General features: G+C 62.9%; 14 protein-coding genes, 1 tRNA gene, 1 other RNA gene and 1 pseudogene. 14 read left to right on the forward strand and 3 right to left on the reverse strand.

The features are described 5' to 3' along the window. Positions 1 to 52 precede the first annotated feature (52 nt). Together VWN43_RS04405 and VWN43_RS04410 are read left to right on the forward strand one after the other, a co-directional pair. A complete protein-coding gene (locus tag VWN43_RS04405; RefSeq protein WP_253517088.1) occupies positions 53 to 730 on the forward strand; it encodes a response regulator transcription factor in 678 nt (225 codons plus the stop codon). A gap of 112 nt (positions 731 to 842) precedes the next feature. Continuing rightward, on the forward strand, positions 843 to 2,159 hold the full coding sequence (locus tag VWN43_RS04410; protein WP_253522936.1) for a sensor histidine kinase: 1,317 nt from the start codon (positions 843 to 845) through the stop codon (positions 2,157 to 2,159). A gap of 7 nt (positions 2,160 to 2,166) precedes the next feature. On the opposite strand, the gene VWN43_RS04415 is transcribed toward VWN43_RS04410, so the two are convergent. Further along, positions 2,167 to 2,463, reverse strand: coding sequence for a chorismate mutase (locus tag VWN43_RS04415; protein ID WP_253517085.1), 297 nt, complete (start codon positions 2,461 to 2,463; stop codon positions 2,167 to 2,169). 65 nt (positions 2,464 to 2,528) lie between these two features. Here VWN43_RS04415 and VWN43_RS04420 point away from each other — a divergent pair, with 65 nt between their 5' ends. From VWN43_RS04420 to VWN43_RS04455, 8 genes and pseudogenes are all read left to right on the forward strand, one after another. Next, complete coding sequence (locus VWN43_RS04420; protein WP_253517083.1) at positions 2,529 to 3,545, forward strand: polyprenyl synthetase family protein; 1,017 nt, start codon at positions 2,529 to 2,531, stop codon at positions 3,543 to 3,545. A gap of 20 nt (positions 3,546 to 3,565) precedes the next feature. Further along, positions 3,566 to 5,988: pseudogene (gene hrpB / locus VWN43_RS04425) on the forward strand (ATP-dependent helicase HrpB). Positions 5,989 to 6,093: 105 nt separating this feature from the next. Continuing rightward, on the forward strand, positions 6,094 to 6,372 hold the full coding sequence (locus VWN43_RS04430) for an ETC complex I subunit (RefSeq protein WP_253517078.1): 279 nt from the start codon (positions 6,094 to 6,096) through the stop codon (positions 6,370 to 6,372). A 34-nt stretch (positions 6,373 to 6,406) separates the two neighbouring features. Next, positions 6,407 to 6,501, forward strand: an RNA gene (ffs, locus tag VWN43_RS04435) — signal recognition particle sRNA small type. Between the two features lie 61 nt (positions 6,502 to 6,562). Then, positions 6,563 to 8,386 (forward strand): DNA polymerase III subunit gamma/tau, encoded by a 1,824-nt coding sequence (locus VWN43_RS04440; RefSeq protein ID WP_320180504.1) that lies wholly within the window; start codon positions 6,563 to 6,565, stop codon positions 8,384 to 8,386. Next, positions 8,383 to 8,718: a YbaB/EbfC family nucleoid-associated protein gene (locus VWN43_RS04445; RefSeq protein ID WP_420493518.1), complete on the forward strand. Its 336-nt coding sequence runs from the start codon at positions 8,383 to 8,385 to the stop codon at positions 8,716 to 8,718. The genes VWN43_RS04440 and VWN43_RS04445 overlap by 4 nt, the downstream gene beginning before the upstream one ends. A 497-nt stretch (positions 8,719 to 9,215) precedes the next feature. Further along, on the forward strand, positions 9,216 to 11,603 hold the full coding sequence (gene lon, locus VWN43_RS04450) for an endopeptidase La (RefSeq protein ID WP_320180503.1): 2,388 nt from the start codon (positions 9,216 to 9,218) through the stop codon (positions 11,601 to 11,603). A gap of 253 nt (positions 11,604 to 11,856) precedes the next feature. Continuing rightward, on the forward strand, positions 11,857 to 12,129 hold the full coding sequence (locus VWN43_RS04455; RefSeq protein WP_253517060.1) for an HU family DNA-binding protein: 273 nt from the start codon (positions 11,857 to 11,859) through the stop codon (positions 12,127 to 12,129). A 102-nt stretch (positions 12,130 to 12,231) separates the two neighbouring features. Here the strand turns inward: VWN43_RS04455 and VWN43_RS04460 are convergent, their stop codons facing one another. Continuing rightward, entirely contained in the window at positions 12,232 to 13,065 is an 834-nt protein-coding gene (locus tag VWN43_RS04460; RefSeq protein ID WP_320180502.1) for a hypothetical protein, read from the reverse strand. A gap of 25 nt (positions 13,066 to 13,090) precedes the next feature. Next, positions 13,091 to 13,879 carry a 23S rRNA (guanosine(2251)-2'-O)-methyltransferase RlmB gene (rlmB, locus tag VWN43_RS04465; RefSeq protein ID WP_320180501.1) on the reverse strand — a complete coding sequence of 263 codons (789 nt, stop codon included), beginning with the start codon at positions 13,877 to 13,879 and terminating at the stop codon, positions 13,091 to 13,093. Positions 13,880 to 14,021: 142 nt separating this feature from the next. Between rlmB and VWN43_RS04470 the strand changes: the two genes are divergently transcribed. From VWN43_RS04470 to VWN43_RS04485, 4 genes are all read left to right on the forward strand, one after another. Then, positions 14,022 to 14,107: transfer RNA gene (locus VWN43_RS04470), tRNA-Tyr, on the forward strand. 208 nt (positions 14,108 to 14,315) lie between these two features. Further along, positions 14,316 to 15,545 carry a tyrosine-type recombinase/integrase gene (locus VWN43_RS04475; protein WP_320180500.1) on the forward strand — a complete coding sequence of 410 codons (1,230 nt, stop codon included), beginning with the start codon at positions 14,316 to 14,318 and terminating at the stop codon, positions 15,543 to 15,545. 695 nt (positions 15,546 to 16,240) lie between these two features. Continuing rightward, entirely contained in the window at positions 16,241 to 17,713 is a 1,473-nt protein-coding gene (locus VWN43_RS04480; protein WP_320180499.1) for an N-6 DNA methylase, read from the forward strand. A gap of 104 nt (positions 17,714 to 17,817) precedes the next feature. Further along, entirely contained in the window at positions 17,818 to 18,840 is a 1,023-nt protein-coding gene (locus tag VWN43_RS04485) for a hypothetical protein (protein WP_320180498.1), read from the forward strand. The last annotated feature ends 11 nt before the right edge of the window (positions 18,841 to 18,851 follow it).

Raw genomic sequence — 18,851 nt, forward strand, 5'->3', positions numbered from 1 at the left:
CGTTCATCTACATGAACGAAACGCGCTTCAAACAATCCGAGGACGGACATTTATGCGGATCCTGATCGTCGAGGATGAGCCCACCCTGGGCCAGCAACTCAAGTCGACGCTCGAGCAGAACGGCTATGCGGTGGATCTGTCCACCGATGGCGAAGACGGCCATTTTCTCGGCAGCACCGAGGATTACGACGCCGTGATCCTCGATCTCGGCCTGCCTGAAATCGACGGGCTGACCGTGCTCGGCATGTGGCGCAAGGAAGGCCGCAAGTTCCCGGTCCTGGTCCTGACCGCGCGCGACAGCTGGTCGGACAAGGTCGCCGGCCTCGATGCAGGCGCGGACGATTACCTCGCCAAGCCCTTCCAGACCGAAGAACTGATAGCCCGTCTGCGTGCGTTGATCCGCCGCGCATCGGGCAACACGTCGAGCGAACTGACTGCCGGCCATGTCCGGCTGGACACGCGCTCAGGCCGCGTCACGCTCAAGGGTGAACCGGTCAAGCTGACCGCGCAGGAATACAAGCTGCTGAGCTACCTCATGCACCACAAGGGCAAGGTGGTCAGCCGCACCGAACTGATCGAGCATATCTACGATCAGGATTTCGACCGCGATTCGAACACGATCGAGGTCTTCGTCACGCGCATCCGCAAGAAGCTGGGCGCCGAAGTGATCACGACGATCCGTGGACTCGGATACAGCCTCGACGACCCCGCCGACCAGCCGCGCGCCTGATGCTGCGCCCGGCACGGTGCTGAAGGTCGGGCGATCCCCGCCGCCAGACCCGGCTGCCGACAGCCCGGTGACCCTCGCTGCACCGCCGGCGAAGCGCAGTCTTGCGCGGCGCATGATGGCGATCGCCGCGCTGTGGATCGGCGTGTTGCTGCTCGGCGGCGGCTTTGCGCTCGACCGCACGCTGGTCCGGCTGGTCGAGGACAATTTCGACGAGCAGCTCGAATATGTGCAGACCGCGCTGATTACCTCGGCCGAAATCGACAGCTTCGGCGATGTGCAGCTCTACCGCTCGCTCGGCGACCAGCGCTTTCTCGAACCCAATAGCGGCGTCTATTGGCAGATCACCGGTGAGGGGCACCAGCCGTTTCCCAGCCGCAGCCTGTGGGATCGCAGCCTGACGGTCGAGGGCGACCACATCGACAACGAGCCGCATTTCTACAATTCGGACCAGTTCGAGAACGAACCCCTGCGGATCGTCGAACGGACCGTCATCCTGCCAGATAGCGACACGCGCTGGACCTTCGCGGTTGCCTCGGCGCGCGGCGAACTCGACTACCAGATTACGCGGATCCGCTCGATTCTCGTCTGGAGTTTCGCCGCCCTGGCGCTTGGCCTGCTGGCGATGGCGATGCTGCAAAGCTGGTACGGCCTTTCGCCGCTGCGGCGTGTGCGCAACGCAATCCAGGCCATGCGCACCCACGGCACCAATCGGATCACCGATCCGCTCCCGCTCGAAGTCGAGCCGCTGGTCGATGAGATCAACGCGCTGCTCGCGCATACCGAACAGCAGGCGGAGGAAGCGCGGATGCATGCGGGCAACCTGGCGCATGCGCTCAAGACCCCGCTGACGGTGCTGACCAATGCCGCCACCGCGCATGATCCGCGTCTGTCCGACCTTGTCTGCCGCGAAACCAAGACCATGCAGCGCCATGTCGAACATCACCTGGCGCGCGCCCGCGCGGTGGGCCGCCGCGCCAGCGGGCATGCCCGCGCCGAGGTCTGGCCCAGCGCCGAAAGCGTGCTGCGTGCGGTAACCCGTATCTACGAGGAAACCCGCTTCGACCTCGATGGCAATCGAGATGCCGCGGTTTCGATGGAGCGGCAGGATCTCGATGAAATCCTTGGCAATCTGATCGAGAATGCGGCCAAATACGGCGGGGGCAGCGTGTTCGTCACCATCGATGCCGATCCGGCAGCAAGCCGCTGCATCATCTGGATCGAGGATGACGGTATCGGTATCCCGGAAAGCGAACGCCCGCGCATCTTCGACCGCGGTGCACGGCTCGATACGGGCAAGCCCGGAACCGGACTTGGCCTCGCCATCGTGCGCGATGTGGTAGAGATCTACGGCGGCTCGGTCGAACTGGGCGAGAGCGAGGATTTGGGCGGCCTGCTGGTCAAGCTCACCCTGCCGCGCAGCGCGCTGTAAGCCGGATCTAGCGCCGCGCCGCGCGTTCGTGGTGGCGGATCACCTCGTCGATGATGAAGCGCAGGAATTTCTCGCTGAACTCGGGATCGAGCTCGCTGTCTTCGGCCAACCGGCGCAGCCGCATGATCTGTTCCTGCTCGCGCGCCGGATCGGCCGGGGGCAGCGTGACCCTGGCCTTGTATTCGCCAACCGCCTGCGTGATCCGGAACCGCTCGGCGAGCATATGGATGAGCGCGGCATCGATATTGTCGATGCTTTTGCGAAAGCCGGCAAGGACGGCATCGGTCTGTGGGGCGTCGGACATGCGATCACGCTAACAGCAAATCCCGTCTTGCCAAGAAAGCTTGGGCAGACCATGGCCAAGCCGAAATGTCTGCCGACGTAATCCCCCTGAATCGCGCAGAGCCCGAGGGCTCGATCGAACCCATGCTGGCTCTCACTGCGCAGGGCATGAACCGGGTCAACCAGGTCATCCTCGACCGGATGCAGAGCGAAGTGCCGCTGATCCCCGCGCTTGCCGGGCATCTGATCGCGGGCGGGGGCAAGCGCCTGCGCCCGATGCTGACGCTCGCGGGGGCCGAACTGGTCGGTTACAGCGGCACGCGCCAGCACAAGCTCGCTGCCGCAGTGGAGTTCATTCACACCGCCACGCTGCTGCACGACGATGTCGTCGACGGGTCCGACCTGCGCCGCGGCAAGGCAGCCGCCAATATCATCTATGGCAATCCCGCGACCGTGCTGGTCGGCGATTTCCTTTTCAGCCGCTCGTTCGAACTGATGACCGAGGACGGCAGCCTCAAGGTGCTCAAGATCCTCTCGGGTGCGAGCGCGATCATTGCCGAGGGTGAGGTCGACCAGCTCACCGCGCAGCGCAAGATCGACACCAGCGAGGAACGCTACCTCAATATCATCCGCGCCAAGACCGCAGCGCTGTTTGCCGCGGCCAGCCGGATTGCCGCCGTCATTGCCGAGTGCAGCGACGAGCAGGAGCAGGCGCTCGACGAATACGGTCGCAATCTCGGCGTTGCATTCCAGCTGGTCGACGATGCGCTCGATTACGATTCGAACGCCGCTACCATGGGCAAGGATCGCGGCGACGATTTCCGCGAGGGCAAGATGACGCTGCCGGTCATCCTCGCCTATGCCCGCGGCGACGAGGAAGAGCGGGCCTTCTGGAAAGCCGCGATCGGCGGCTTCCGGACCAGCGACGATGACCTCGAACAGGCAATTGCGCTGATCGACCGCCATGGCGCGGTCGACGATACCAAACTGCGCGCGCGGCACTTTGCCCAGCGGGCGATCGATGCACTGTCGATCTTCCCCGACAGCACCGCGCGCCAGGCGATGACGCAGGCGGCGCTGTTCGCGGTAGCGCGCGGGTACTGATCCGTCCTAGGGCCACTGGCGTGCCCGCACTGCCGATCCACTCCGTCCTTCCCGAATTGCTCGATGCTCTGCGCGAGCAGACCGGTGCCGTGCTGGTCGCACCGCCCGGCGCGGGCAAGACCACTGCGGTCGCGCCCGCGCTGCTCGACCAGGACTGGTGTCGCGGGACGATAATCCTGACGTCGCCGCGCCGGGTTGCCGCGCGCGCAGCGGCCGAGCGAATGGCCGAAACGCTGGGGGAGAAACCTGGCGAAACGATCGGCTATCTCACCCGCCTCGACAGCAAGCGTTCGGTACGAACCCGCGTGCTCGTCGTGACCGAGGCTATTTTCGTGAACACGATCCTCGCCGATCCCGAACTGTCCGGCATATCGGCGGTGCTGTTCGATGAGGCGCATGAACGCCATCTCGACAGCGATTTCGGGCTGGCGCTGGCGCTCGAAAGCCGCGCGGTGCTGCGCGAGGATTTGCGCGTCCTGGTCATGTCGGCGACCATCGACGGCAGCCGCTTTGCGCGCTTGCTGGGGGATGATGCACCGGTCATCGAAAGCGCCGGCCGGGCCTATCCGCTGCGTATCGAATGGCTCGGCTCGTCGCCGCAGGTCGCAGTCGAGGACGCCATGGCGCAGGCCATCGGCACCGCATGGCGTCAGGAGGAAGGCGATATCCTAGCCTTCCTTCCTGGTGTCCGCGAGATCGAGCGGACGCGCGAACGGCTCGAAGCGCGGCTGCCCGCTGCGCTCATCCTGCCGCTACACGGACAGGTCGACCCGGCGGGCCAGCGCGCGGCGATCAAACGCGATCCCGGCGAGCGGCGCAGGGTGGTGCTTGCGACCGCGATCGCGGAGACTTCGCTCACGCTCGACGGGGTCTCGGTAGTGGTCGATGCGGGGCTGTCGCGCAGGGCCGAATTCGACCGGGCCGCAGGCACGACGCATCTGGTGACGCATCGCGCAAGCCAGGCAGCGGCGGCGCAGCGCGCCGGGCGCGCGGCCCGCCAGGGGCCAGGGGTGGCATACCGCTTGTGGGAGGAAGCCGGGCACGCCGGGCGGCCCGCCTACGATCCGCCCGAAATGGTGACGGCCGACCTTGCCCCGCTGGTGCTGGCACTGGCGCAATGGGGAAGCGGCGATCCTGCGGACCTCGCATGGCTCGATCCACCCCCGGAAGCTTCGGTCGGCGCGGCGCGGCAATGCTGGCGGCGCTGGACGCGCTGGATGAAACCGGCCGGATTACGCCGCGTGGCAGCAAGCTCGCGCAACTGCCGCTCGATCCGCAAGGTGCGGCGACCGTGCTGTTCGGGGCCGAGCATGGCGCAGCCGAACAAGCCGCGCGGCTGGCGCTGTTGCTACAGGAACGCGGGCTGGGTGGTCCGGGGGAGGATCTGGAAGCGCGTCTGTCGCGCTGGAATGCCGATCGCGGTCGCCGGGCCGATGCCAGTCGCAAGCTGGCCGGGCGATGGGCCAAGCGCGCCGCCGACCTTGCCGGTCCGGTTTCGACCGGCAATGCGCCGCCGCCCGCGATCCTGCTGGCGGCTGGGCGGCCTGAATTCATTGCCAAGCGGCGCGATGCCAGCGGTGAACAGTGGCTCGCCGCAGGCGGCAGGGGTTTCGTCCTTGACCCGACTTCCCCGCTCGCTCGCGCGGCGTTCATGGTCGTGGGCGATGCGCAGGGGCAAGCGAAGGGCGCGCGGATAACCTCGGGTATTGCTCTGGAAGAAATCGAGCTGGAACGCTGGCTCCCCGACCGTATCGAGCGCCGACAGGTCCTGCGCTGGACGGGGGACCGGGTCGAGGCCTTGCTCGAGCGCAGGCTCGGCGCGATCACGCTGGCGCGCGGTCCCGATCCCGCACCCGACCCCCGCGCAATTGTGGACATGCTTGTGGACAAGGCTCTGGAGAACCCGGCGAAGCTGCTTCCGCAAGCGCTGCTTGCTCGGGCCGGTCATGCCGGCATCGAAAGCCTTTCCAGTGCGAGCCTCGCCGCTACCGCACATGTGTGGCTGGCACCCCTACTTCAGGACAGGCGTGATCTGGCGCTGCCGCAGGGCAGGCTGGTCGATGCCGTGCTCGGCCAGATCGATTGGGACAGCCGCCAGCGGCTCGACCGGCTGGCGCCCCGCGCTTTTACCTCGCCTGCAGGGACCACCCACGAGATCGACTACATTGGCGACGATGCCCCGAGCGTCGAGGTTCGCGTCCAGGCACTGTTCGGGCTGGAGCGCCATCCCATGGTCGGCGACACGCCGTTGCTACTCAAGCTGACCAGCCCGGCGGGGCGGCCGATCCAGTCGACGCGCGACTTGCCCGGCTTCTGGCGGGGAAGCTGGGCCGAAGTGCGCAAGGAAATGAAGGGGCGCTATCCCAAACATCGCTGGCCGGAGGAACCCTGGACCGAAGCGCCAAGTTTGAAGACCAGGAACGCCTTCGACCGCTCGCGCTAGTTGACTTCCACGCCGAAGGCGAGGCAAGGGCGAGCCTGTTTAGGGTTCATGCGAGGTAGCCAGGCGAGGGGTGTTTGCCGCCCGGCGCCTGAAGGATCGAGAGAAATGTCAGCACGTATCTACCAGCGACCGAAGAACGCCATGCAGTCCGGCAGGGCACGTACCGACGAATGGGTGCTCGAATTCGAGCAGTCCGAAGCGCGCAAGGCCGATCCGCTGATGGGTTGGACCGGCAGCGGCGATACGCAGGCACAAGTCCAGTTGACCTTCCCGAGCAAGGATGAAGCAAAGGCCTATGCCGAGAAATACGGCATTGTCGCGCGCGTTCACGCGACGCCTGCCAAAAGCCTCAAGCTGCAGGCCTACGCCGACAATTTTCGGTAATTGATTTTTCTCGCTCCCGCCGCCATATGGCGCGCCGGGAGTCGGTCGGACGTTTGCGTTCGCTCACCGGGTCAGGTCCGGAAGGAAGCAGCCCAGGTGGATTGCGGCGGGTCGGCCGGCTCCTTTTTCACCCACATTTCGTATGCGCCATGGCATGACTTTTGCCGCGCCAGTGCCTACCTAGTCGGGCATGGGTGATTCACCGGACAATCCTGACGGCCTTCCGTGGGAAAGCGGGGCCGAAGAGGCTGACACGCCGAGCGTGGCGGAACTCGAGGACGCCGGACAGGAAGCGATGTTCGGCGGTGCGCCTGCTGGCGAGCCCGAGCAGAAGGCCGAGCTTGAGACCGCGCCCCCAACCGCTCCCGTGACCCCACCGGTTACACCCGATCCGGCGCAGCCCTATCGCGTACTGGCACGCAAATACCGCCCGCAGACCTTTGCCGAGCTTATCGGGCAGGAGGCGATGGTGCGCACGCTCGCCAATGCGATTGCGCGCGATCGGTTGGCGCATGCCTTCCTGATGACCGGCGTGCGCGGGGTCGGCAAGACCTCGACCGCGCGGCTGATCGCCAAGGCCCTCAATTGTATCGGCCCGGACGGGCAGGGTGGCCCGACGATCAGCCCCTGCGGTCAATGCGAACCATGCCGCGCGATTGCCGAAGGGCGCCATATCGATGTCATCGAAATGGACGCGGCGAGCCATACCGGTGTCGACGACGTGCGCGAGATCATCGAGGCGGTGCGCTATGCGGCGGTTTCGGCGCGCTACAAGATCTACATCATCGACGAAGTCCACATGCTGTCGCGCAATGCCTTCAATGCGCTGCTCAAGACGCTCGAAGAGCCGCCGGCGCATGTGAAGTTCCTCTTCGCCACGACCGAAGTCGAGAAACTGCCGGTCACAGTGCTCAGCCGCACGCAGCGCTTCGACCTGCGGCGAATCCCGGTCGAACTGCTCGAAGCGCATTTTGCCGAAATCTGCCGCAAGGAAGGCGTCGAGGCCGATGCCGAAGCGCTGCACATCGTTGCCAATGCCGCCGAGGGTTCGGTCCGCGACGGGCTTTCGATCCTCGACCAGGCGATCGCGCATGCCGATCTCGATACCGAGGGACGGGTGAGCGCGGCGCGGGTGCGCGACATGCTCGGCCTTGCAGACAAAGGCGCGCAGCGCCGCCTGTTCGGCCATATTCTCGAAGGCGAGGGCAAGGCCCTGCTGGAGGCAGTGGACGAGCAATATGCGCTTGGTGTGGAACCGCTTGCACTGATGCGCGCCCAGATGGACGTCGCCCATCGTATCACCGTCGCGCAGGTCTCGGGCAGCGAACCCGAAGGCGCCAGCGCCGACGAACGCGAGCAATTGGCCGAATGGGCATCGCGCCTGCCGGCAGGTCAACTGCACCGGCTGTGGCAATTGCTGCTCAAGGGGCACGAGGAAGTCCGGCTGGCACCCGATCCGCTGGTGGCGCTGCGCATGGCACTGCTGCGGACGCTGCATGCCGGGCAAATGCCCGATCCGGGCAAGCTGGCGAAGAAGATCGAGGCGCTCGCGGAAGCTGGGCCGGCTCCCACATCCATGCCCGCCGGCGGGGGTGAGGCAGCGCCGACCGCTACCGCGCAACCGGACTGGCAGGGACTGGTCGACGCCATCGATGCATCCGGCCTGTTGCAGGAAGCCAGCATCATGCGTCTGCAGGTGCGGGTCGTCGAGCTTGCCGACGGCATCTTGCGCTACGGGCGCGACGGCAAGTTCACCGACGATATCGCCCCGGTCCTGCGCGAGGCGCTGCATCGCCATACCGGCAAGCGCTGGACGGTCGAGGAAGTGGCCGGCGGTGCCGGTGCGCCGTCGCTGGTCGAAGTGCTCGAAGCGGAACGCACGGCTGCAGCCGCTGCCATGCGCTCGCACCCGCTGGTGAAGGCGGCATTCGATGCCTTCCCCGATGCCGAATTGATCGAAGAAGGCGGCGCGCCCCCCGAGCGCCGCGAAATACCCTGGAGTAGAAAAGCATGAACATGGAAGAAATGCTCGCGCAGGCCAAGCAGGCCGCCGAGACCATCCAGAAGCAGATGGGCGAAGCGCAGGCCAAGCTTGATGATATCGAAGTCGAGGGTTCGGCCGGCGGCGGACTGGTCAAGGTGCGCGCGACTGCTCGCGGACGCATCCTTGGCGTTGCGATCGACGATAGCCTGATGAAACCCGAAGAAAAGCAGATGGTCGAGGATCTGGTGACCGCGGCGTTCAACGATGCGCGCGACCGGGCCGATCGCGTTTCCGCCGAGGAAATGAACAAAATCCAGCAGGACGTGGGCTTGCCGCCGGGTTTCAAACTGCCGGGAATGTGAGCGCGGAGTTCGGGCTTCCGAGAGCGAGACGGAAACCCGGCGACCCTTCGTGCGGCATACCATGGGGTGCGTGCCGAGCCGCAAAGGCCGAGTTATTTTGCGCGCGCTCCATCACGCATGATGGGGATGACCCTTGCGATGGGCCTGGTGGTCGCGCGCGCTGTCGAACGGCCGCCACCCCTTCGCCATATCGCGGATCAAGGGAAGGTCGCACCGTTCGCAATTGGTACGAAAATCCAATCCATCGTGCCACACACGACGCCGGTTTACCCGATGGCCGCTAACTTTGCAGATTACCGAACCCAGCATTGTCCTGACTCCAAAAGGAAATAAATTTCCTCTCCCCACCTCCCGGCGCATATACCTTACCTTAACGAGCGATTCATTGTAATAGTGCGCCATCCACATGACTTTGGTGCATGGCGTTGCGTTGCGGGACACGGCTCACCATATTCCTTGCGAACGGCCACAGACGGCCTCGATTTGGAATTTGATTGATGACCCAGACCTATCCTCTCCTGCCTCTGCGCGACATTGTGGTGTTCCCCGGCATGGTGGTCCCGCTATTCGTCGGTCGCGATAAATCGGTCGCTGCGCTCGAAGCGGCGATGGAAGGCAGCAAGGACATCTTCCTCCTCGCGCAGCTCGATCCCGGATGCGACGATCCGGAGCGCGACGATCTGTTCGATGTCGGCGTGGTGGCGCAGGTGCTCCAATTGCTCAAACTTCCCGACGGCACCGTGCGCGTGCTGGTCCAGGGCAGTTCGCGCGCGCAGCTCGAGCAGCTGAGCGAACGCGGCGAATATGTCGAAGCGGCGGTTGCCATGAACGACGCGGTCACCGCGTCGGGTAGCGAAGTCGTGGCCATGATGCGCCAGGTGGTCGAACAGTTCGGCGAATACGCGAAGCTCAACAAGAAGCTGGGCGAAGAAGCTGCCGAACAGCTGGGCGACATCGACGACGCCGGCGAACTGGCCGACACGATTGCGGCGGCGATCAATGCCAAGGTGTCCGACAAGCAGGCGCTACTGGTCGAGAAGGACCCGCTCAAACGCCTCGAAATGGTCATGTCCTTCATGGAAGGCGAACTGTCAGTGCTTCAGGTCGAGCGCCGTATTCGCGGCCGGGTGAAGCGTCAGATGGAAAAAACCCAGCGCGAATATTACCTCAACGAGCAATTGAAGGCGATCCAGAACGAGCTTGGCGGCGACGAGGACGGCAGCAACGAGATTGCCGAACTGACCGAGAAGATCGGCAAGACCAAGCTCAGTAAGGAAGCCCGCGAAAAGGCCGAGGCCGAGCTCAAGAAGCTCAAGGCGATGCAGCCGATGAGCGCCGAGGCAACTGTCATTCGCAACTACCTCGATGTCCTGCTCGGATTGCCCTGGGGCAAGAAGAGCAAGGTCAAGAAGGACATCGGCGAAGCGCAGCAGGTGCTCGATGCCGACCATTACGGGCTCGAGAAGGTCAAGGACCGGATCATCGAATATCTCGCGGTGCAGGCGCGCACGCGCAAGCTGAAGGGGCCGATCCTGTGTCTCGTCGGCCCGCCGGGCGTTGGCAAGACATCACTGGGCAAGAGCATCGCCAAGGCGACGGGACGCGAATTCGTGCGCCAGTCGCTCGGCGGCGTGCGCGACGAAGCGGAAATCCGCGGGCACCGGCGCACTTATATCGGTTCGCTCCCGGGCAAGATCGTCACCAACCTAAAGAAGGCGGGCAAGATCAACCCACTGTTCCTGCTCGACGAGATCGACAAGCTGGGCCAGGACTTCCGCGGCGATCCCGCATCGGCGCTGCTCGAAGTGCTCGACCCCGAACAGAACAGCAAGTTCCAGGACCACTACCTGGAACTCGACCTTGACCTGTCGGACATCATGTTCGTCACCACCGCCAACAGCCTAAACCTGCCGCAGGCGCTGCTCGACCGGATGGAGATCATCCGGCTCGAAGGTTATACCGAGGACGAGAAGGTCGAGATCGCCAAGCGCCACCTGCTGCCCAAGCAGATTGGCGAGCATGGATTGAAGGCCGGCGAATTCGAACTGACCGAAGACGGGCTGCGCGATCTGATCCGCTATTATACGCGCGAGGCGGGCGTCCGCACGCTCGAGCGTGAACTGGCGCGGCTGGCACGCAAGAGCCTGCGCAAGATCCTCGAAAAGGAAGTTGAGAGCGTCACGATCACTCCCGCCAATCTCAGCGACTTCGCCGGGGTGCGCAAGTTCAAGCACGGCATGGGCGAGGACGAAGCGCAGGTCGGTGCGGTCACCGGTCTGGCGTGGACCGAAGTGGGCGGAGAATTGCTCACCATCGAAAGCGTCACCACGACCGGGAAGGGCGAAATCAAGACCACCGGCAAGCTCGGCGAGGTGATGAACGAAAGCGTCGCCGCGGCCTTCAGCTTCGTGAAGGCGCGCGCGCCGCATTATGGAATCAAGCCAAGCCTGTTCCACCGCCGCAACATCCATATCCATCTTCCCGAAGGCGCAGTGCCCAAGGACGGGCCGAGCGCGGGCGTGGGAATGGTCACATCGATCGTCTCGACGCTGTCGGGTGTTCCGGTGCGGCCCGATGTGGCGATGACCGGCGAAGTGACGCTACGTGGCCGTGTACTGGCGATCGGCGGGCTCAAGGAAAAGCTGCTCGCGGCGCTGCGGGGCGGGATCAAGAAGGTCCTCATCCCCGAAGAAAACGTGAAGGACCTCGCCGAGATACCCGCCAATGTGAAGGATGGGTTGGAAATCATTCCCGTCAGCCATGTCGACGAGGTGCTCGCACAGGCGCTGTGCAGTGTGCCCGAGCCGATCGAATGGACCGAGGCCGACGATCTCGCGAGTCAGCCGAGCCACGCACATCCCGCGCCGCCCCCGACAGCACATTAACAAAAGATGTGCTGCGCTGCAGCGAATCGGACGGGCTCCGGTGATATGCCGGGGCCCGTCCCGCCGCTGCGGGTCGGGTATCGGGATGGTGAATAAGTGCTTCACCCTAATATTAACCGCTTCAGCCCCGGAAACCGCCGTTTTTAGCCGATTTTGCCTTTGACAGTGCGGGCAAAAAACTCTCAATTTGGGCGTCTTCGCCGAGGCGATTCAGCCAATACCATTTCCCGATAAGAACAAGGGGGTTTTCCTAATGAATAAGAACGACCTGATCAGCGCGGTTGCCGATTCCAGCGGCCTTTCCAAGAGCGATGCAGCGAGCTCCGTCGAAGGCGTGTTCGATGCCATCACCAAGGCCCTGTCGAGCGGTGACGAAGTGCGCCTGGTCGGCTTTGGCACGTTCTCGGTAGCCAAGCGCAAGGCCTCGACGGGCCGCAACCCGCGCACCGGCGAACCGATGACGATCAAGGCATCCAACCAGCCCAAGTTCAAGGCGGGCAAGGGTCTCAAGGACGCAGTCAACTAAGCCGGTTTCTCTCACCGGCGCGCCGCCACGCCTCGCGGTGCGACAACGGGATCGAACCTCGCCGCGCATTCCAATCCGGAATGCGCGGCGTTTTCCTATCGGTCAGTCGAAGGCGATCAGCGCGGTCGGCGCCTGCCGTGTCGTGGCCCCGATCTTCCACGACAGCGACTGGCCCGCAGCGTGTGGGGCAGGGCCTTCGTCGGTATTGTTGGCCAGCACGCGGCCATCGGTCACGATGGTGAAGGTCCCTTCGGGCATGACGATCTGGGGCATGTCCCCGCCATCATCGGCTTCGGCCATGGCGGCAAACGCCGCAAGCGAGCCGCCACCGAACATCGGGTTGCTGTCCTGTTGCCGGCTGAAACCCGGCGCATCGACGCGGACTTGCGCCCCATCGCGCAGATTGACGCTGACGAACGCATTGGCGCCCAACATTCCCTCGATTGTGGGGAAGGTGAAGTCATGCGTGAGAGTGCCGGATACGGCGAACGCCACGTCGAACACGCCATCGCCCTTGTAGGTAACGCGCTGCCAACCGCGCTGGCGTTCGAGCCGTGCGGCCACTTCCTGTGCGGCTTCGGGGTTCGCCGGATCGATACCGCCCAGAACGGCGCGCATCTTTTCGGCTTCGCGGGCCTGCTCGGCGCGCCGATCCCCGGCACCCGCATCCCATTCTGCCCGTTGCTCGGCGATCTCCGCCTCCGAACATTCGGCCATATCGAAATCGGCGTCATAACATTCCGCGACGAAGTTCTCGTCGCTGTTGTTGGCCATTTCGGCGAGCTTGCCCAGCGCCAGCATCTGGATCTCGCCGTCATAGGTGAACGCGAATTGGTCATTGGCGAACAGCTGCAATTCGCTGGTGAATTTGCCGGGTGAAAACAGGCACCCGCCCAGCAGTAGCGGTGCTAGCAAAGCGATCACGATGCGTTTCATATGAACTCCCCCCATTCGAATTAATTTACCTAGTGGCGACCGCATAAAGCGCGATGGCTGCCGCGTTCGAGACGTTGAGGCTCTCGATCTGGTCGCCAATCGGCAGCTTGGCCAGCGCGTCGCAATGCGATTCGATATTCTGGCGCATCCCTTCGCCTTCCGCGCCCAGCACCAGCGCCACGGGGCCTGCCGGCAGCGCTTCTGCCAGCGTTGCCTCCGCCGCGCCGGTCAGGCCGATGCGCCAGTATCCGGCCTCGGCAATTTGCTCGAGCGCGCGCGCGAGATTGATCACGCGGACCCAAGGCACGGTTTCGAGCGCACCCGATGCGGATTTGGCAATCACCCCGCCTTCGGGCGGCGCATGGCGATCCTGCGTGACCAGTGCGGCCGCCCCGAAAGCCGCGGCCGAGCGCAGGATTGCGCCGACATTATGCGGATCGGTAACCTGGTCGAGCACGATGATGGGACGGGTGGGCTCGCTGTCGAGAACCTCGTCGAGATGGATATCTTCCAGCGCGGCGCATTCGAGCACCAGCCCCTGGTGCGGGGCATCCTTGGCGACCATCCGGGCGAGATCGGCAACATCGGCATATTCGATCGGGAAGTCGGCCGGCAGTTCGCCGTCGAGCGTGTCGATCGCTTCGCGCGTCGCCCACAGCTTCTGATGGACCCGGTCGGGGTTCTTTATCGCGGCTTCCACCGCATGGCGGCCCCACAGCCGGACCTGCCCGGTGCTCGCGCGCCCGCTGCCGCGACCGCCCTTCATTCGTCCTGCCCGTCCACGGAGCGCGCGTCTGCGTTCGCCTTTGGCCATCAAATTCGTCCTGTCTGCATCATTGGTTGCGGCCTGTGCCAGCGAGGGCATTGACAGGCAAGCGTCGCTTCGCCAAAGGGGCGCCTCTCGGCACGGGGTCGGCTTGTCGATCCCTCGATTTCCTCAGCGAAATGGCCCGTGTGGACAGGTGGCCGAGTGGTTAAAGGCAGCAGACTGTAAATCTGCCCGCGCAAGCGTACGCTGGTTCGAATCCAGCCCTGTCCACCACCGCCCTTTCTTTTAGCATCTATCTGCATCCCCAGAAATCCATGGAAACCCCTGGATTTCTGCGGTATATTACCTCTATTCCGTCCACCTCTGACCATCGCGATCCACCCGCATCCGAGGTCAAGTGTGGGGGTAATGTGGGGGTAAAGGTGCTTACCCCCACACTTCGGATTGGCGATCTCATGCGGAAAGGTGTGGGGGTAAGATTATGGGTAAACTTTCGGCGGTAGCGGTAAAGGCAGCCTTGGCGAATCCGGGGACCTATCAGGACGGTGACGGCCTTTTTCTGAAAGTGGACAAGCGCGGAGGCGCTTATTGGAATTTGCGACTTCAGCGGGACGGCAAGCGACAAGACCTAGGACTGGGCAGCGCTAAACTCGTGACGCTTGCTGACGCACGCGAAAAAGCAAACGAACTCCGCAAGGCCATAAAGGTCGAAAAGCGCGACGTTCTCACGGAGCGCAAGGACGAGGCTGCCGCCAAGGTGACCTTTCGCGAAGCCGCCACACAGTATCACTCCGAAAACGAGGCGGGCTGGAAGAGCGCTGTATACGCGCGCCAGTGGCTGGCCAGTCTGGAGAACTACGCTTTCCCGAAGCTTGGCGATTTGCCGACTGGTAGCATCACAGCGGCTGACATCATCGAGGTCCTGACGCCGATCTGGCAGGAAATCCCGGAAACCGCGCGCCAGGTACGCAACCGGATTTGCGCCGTGCTGGATTATGCACACGCCAAAGGCTGGCGTTCGACCGAAGCGCCATCTGGCAACAGCAGCCTGAAAGCGGGGAGAGGCCTCCCACGGCAGATCAAGAAAACCCAGAATCGGAAGGCGATGCCCTATGTCGCCATTCCAGCGTTTCTGACCGCATTGAGGCGCAGACCATCCTTCGGACGCTTCGCGCTCGATCTCCTGATCCTGACCGGCACGCGCTCGCAGGAGGTCCGACTCGCGACGTGGGAAGAATTCGATCTGGAGGAACGGCTCTGGACGATCCCTGCCGAACATATGAAGCGCAGCAAGGCACATGTGGTCCCGCTCTCGGAGGCTGCATTGGGAGTGCTAGCGAAAGCAGATGCATTCCGGATCGAAGGTGCCGAAGTCGTCTTCTCTGGTGCAACCGGCAAAGCGATGTCCGACATGACGCTGCTAAAGGTGCTGCGCGACATGCAGGAGCCTTTCCACGTTCACGGCTTTCGCTCGGCCTTCACGGACTGGGCGGCGAATGCGGGCTTCCCTAACGCGGTGGTAGAGGCCGCGCTGGCGCACAAGACGCCCGACGCGGTGCAGGCTGCCTATCGCCGTACCACATACCTTGGCACCAAAGAGGACCCCGGTATGCGAGTGAAGCTCATGGATGCGTGGGGTGCCTATTGCTCCGGTACAGTCACAGTCAGCGAAGCTCTCAACGCGCAAGACCAGCGCGACGCCCTCGGCTGACACACCACTCCCACCGCTGGCGCGCATGGCTTCGCCATGCCGCCTGCCTTCCGGCGAGGATGGGAGGGGGAGGGAAAACCGCAAATCGATGCTCTGGCGCGGGCCAGCGGGCGTCAGCCCGCCACCCGGGGGCGTCTATTTGCGGTTTCGGGAACGAGAGGGCGAAGCCCTTGGCGTTCCCGCGCAAGGATCGCGTCCGCGATCCACACAAACAACGGCACCCTTGCACGGCGCGAAGCAGCCGGACGCCCTGCGCGCGCGAGCAGTGCGCCAGCGGGCTTCCGGCAATGAGAGAGGCAAGAGTGCCTGCGGGTTAGCTCAAGGACGCCGCGCCCTCAGGAGCGCGCAGCGCGGGACAGAGCGCGTCATCCAGAAATTCCCGCTCAACATCAAACTGCTCCTGATCGTCACCCGAATGGGCCGGGACTACAGGCCCGGTCCGCGCAGCGGATAGAGCAGGTCGCCCGCAAGGGCAGCCTCTACATGCGATACAAGATATGGGCTTTAAAATCTTGAGCCTAAATTGAGTAGGTTGTCGGGCTTGCTACCAGCCGCTCCACGAAACGGTGCGACAGAAAGCTTCGGGACGACCGCTGCTTCTTATCCCCGAAGGGGCGTTGCCAATTCTTGATGTTCACTATATGTTCCTACTCCGCCCTGTTGCCGGGTAGCGCAAATAATCTAAGGTGTGCATCATGTTGGGTACGTCTCCGGAATTTTCAAAGAAGCGGTCAGGGGCCTATTTTACCCCCGACAGCGTCAGCGCGACGCTCGTTTCCTGGGCTTGCCAAAAGCCAAGCGATCGCATGATCGACCCCTCGTGTGGCGATGGCGCATTCTTGGCCAAACACCGCAATAGCGTCGGCATTGAGCAAAACCCGGTATCGGCCCATCTAGCAATCGAGCGTGCTCCAGGCGCGTTGGTCCACGAAGGCGATTTCTTCACTTGGGCAATTGAAACCCATGAGCGCTTCGAATGTGCAGCCGGAAATCCTCCGTTTATTCGCTACCAGACTTTCAAGGGCGAAATGCGACGTCGCGCACTCGATCTTTGCCTTGATCTCGGCGCACGCTTCAGCGGGCTTACCTCATCTTGGGCACCGTTTCTGGTCGCTACTGCGGGTCTCCTGAAACAGGGCGGCCGAATGGCTTTCGTCGTGCCAGCTGAGATTGGCCATGCGCCTTACGCAGCACCGCTTCTCGAATATCTCGTCGCCTCGTTTACCCGAGTGCAGATTGTCGCGGTGCGCAAAAAGCTATTCCCAGATCTCTCGGAAGACTGCTGGTTGCTCTACACCGAGGGCTTCGGCGGCAAGAGCGAAGCTATTGAGTTCACTATTGTCGACGAGTTCAAGTCAACGAAGGCTCCGCCTAAGCCAACAATACGGGTCAATCTCGACGAATGGCGTTCCATCTGGAATCGGCGGCTTCGGCCCTACCTGCTGCCCGTCTCGGTCCGCAATCTTTATGCTGATACGCTCGATGACCAGCAGGCCCGGCGCCTTGCTGACTTCGCGAATGTCGGAATCGGATATATCAGCGGCGACAACAACTTTTTCCATTTGCGGCCTTCGGAAGCGGAGCGACTTAGTATCCCCGACAGGTTTCTGCAGCCAGCAGTTCGCAACGGGCGGGCCATGCCAGAGCGGCAAATCACCAAAGCCACCGTCGAGAGTTGGAAGCGCAATGACGACCCCATATTGTTGCTTCGGCTCACCCGTGATCAGGAGCTGCCGACTTCAATCCGCGATTACCTCAACAGCAGCGCCGGACGAGCTGCGCGACAAGGGTACAAGTGCCGTAATCGCGCGCCTTGGTATGCAGTGCCTGACGTTCAAATCCCCGACTATGTCCTCAGCTATATGTCTGGACGTCGCGCCAATCTTGTTCGCAATGCAGCCGGCGTTTCCTGTACGAACAGCGTTCATTCGATCCGGATCAGGGACAAAGAGGCAGCGGCAAAGTATCTTGGACAATGGTCCTCGCCGTTTGTGCGCCTAAGCTGCGAACTCGAAGGTCACGCGCTAGGCGGCGGAATGCTCAAGCTTGAGCCACGCGAGGCGGGTCGCATCGTCTTCCCTGCTATCCCCACGTTCGGCAAAGAGCGTGACGAAGAACTCGAAGACGCAGTGAAAACAATGCAACGCTGGCGCCACTATGCTGACTGAAAGGTGGGCATTTGGAAGGGCATGTTCGGTTGGATCCGCACACTCCACAGCTTGGCAGTCCCGGCTTTCTTCATTCAACAATTTGAACCGTGGAGGCCAAGCGAATGGCTGATTCGACGAAGTCGCAAGCATGGGTGCTTTTTGACCGCATCGTTTCAGAGGCGGCACCGGACGGTGCGCATACCAACCCTTGGTCGAATTCGGCCAACGGCGAACTGCTATTTGAGCCCGACTATGCCACCCTTGAACGACTGCTTGGCGTTCCCCTCTATCTCAAAGCAAATACCCAGTCTGGTGTGCCAGCGCTCGCGCTCGACGTCTGGCTGAGCTACGAACTTCGCCGCGCTGGCTTCGACCGCGATCAGGTTTGGCCGCGCCCGGCAAATCCGCGTATCTTGCCTGCACCCGTCGCATCGTTGATTCAATCGCTTCCTATGAAGCTGCGTGAGCAAATCGCGCAGCGTGTCGAGAGCAAGTCTTCAATTACCGGGGTGACCTCATCGTCGGCAGCGATCCTGGGCAAGAATTATTTGAAGCAGGTCGACGTGATCATGACAGATTGGGCAACAGGGCCCGAGATCCTGATATCGACCAAGCGTATGGATTCCTCCTACGGCAAGAATGCGCCTAATCGTATTGAAGAATCTTACGGCGACGCCAAGAACTTGCGGCTGCGCCACCCCCTCGCTGCGCTGGGCTTCATGTTCGGACTGCGTTCTGACATTCTGCAGAAGGAACCCAGAACAGCAGACTGGCTCTTCGATCTTCTGGCGAAGCTTGGGCAGGAAGACGATGCTTACCATGCGACCTGCCTCATTCTGATGCAGTACGATGACGACGGCGCAGCGCCTGTAGACGAGACAGAGTCAGATCCCGAAGGCATACTTGAGCCAGGCGCTGAAGCATTAGCAGATGAAGATGATTCAGCCGCCGCGTCGACGTCAGATCAAGATCAGTCTGTCCCCGAATTGCCTAAAGTGACTATTCTGGCGGATCTCACGCCACCCAACCTGTCACCGTCTTGCTTTCTGAACGCCATGGTGACGCGAGTTCTGGGCGCAACGCCTGTGAACATGCACGAGCAAGCTCGCCAGCGCCGCGTTGATGCTGTTCAATGGACGACCTAGTCGGCCATATT

It is taken from the genome of Qipengyuania sp. HL-TH1 (assembly GCF_036365825.1).
In the GTDB taxonomy this organism is placed as follows: Bacteria; Pseudomonadota; Alphaproteobacteria; order Sphingomonadales; family Sphingomonadaceae; genus Qipengyuania; species Qipengyuania profunda.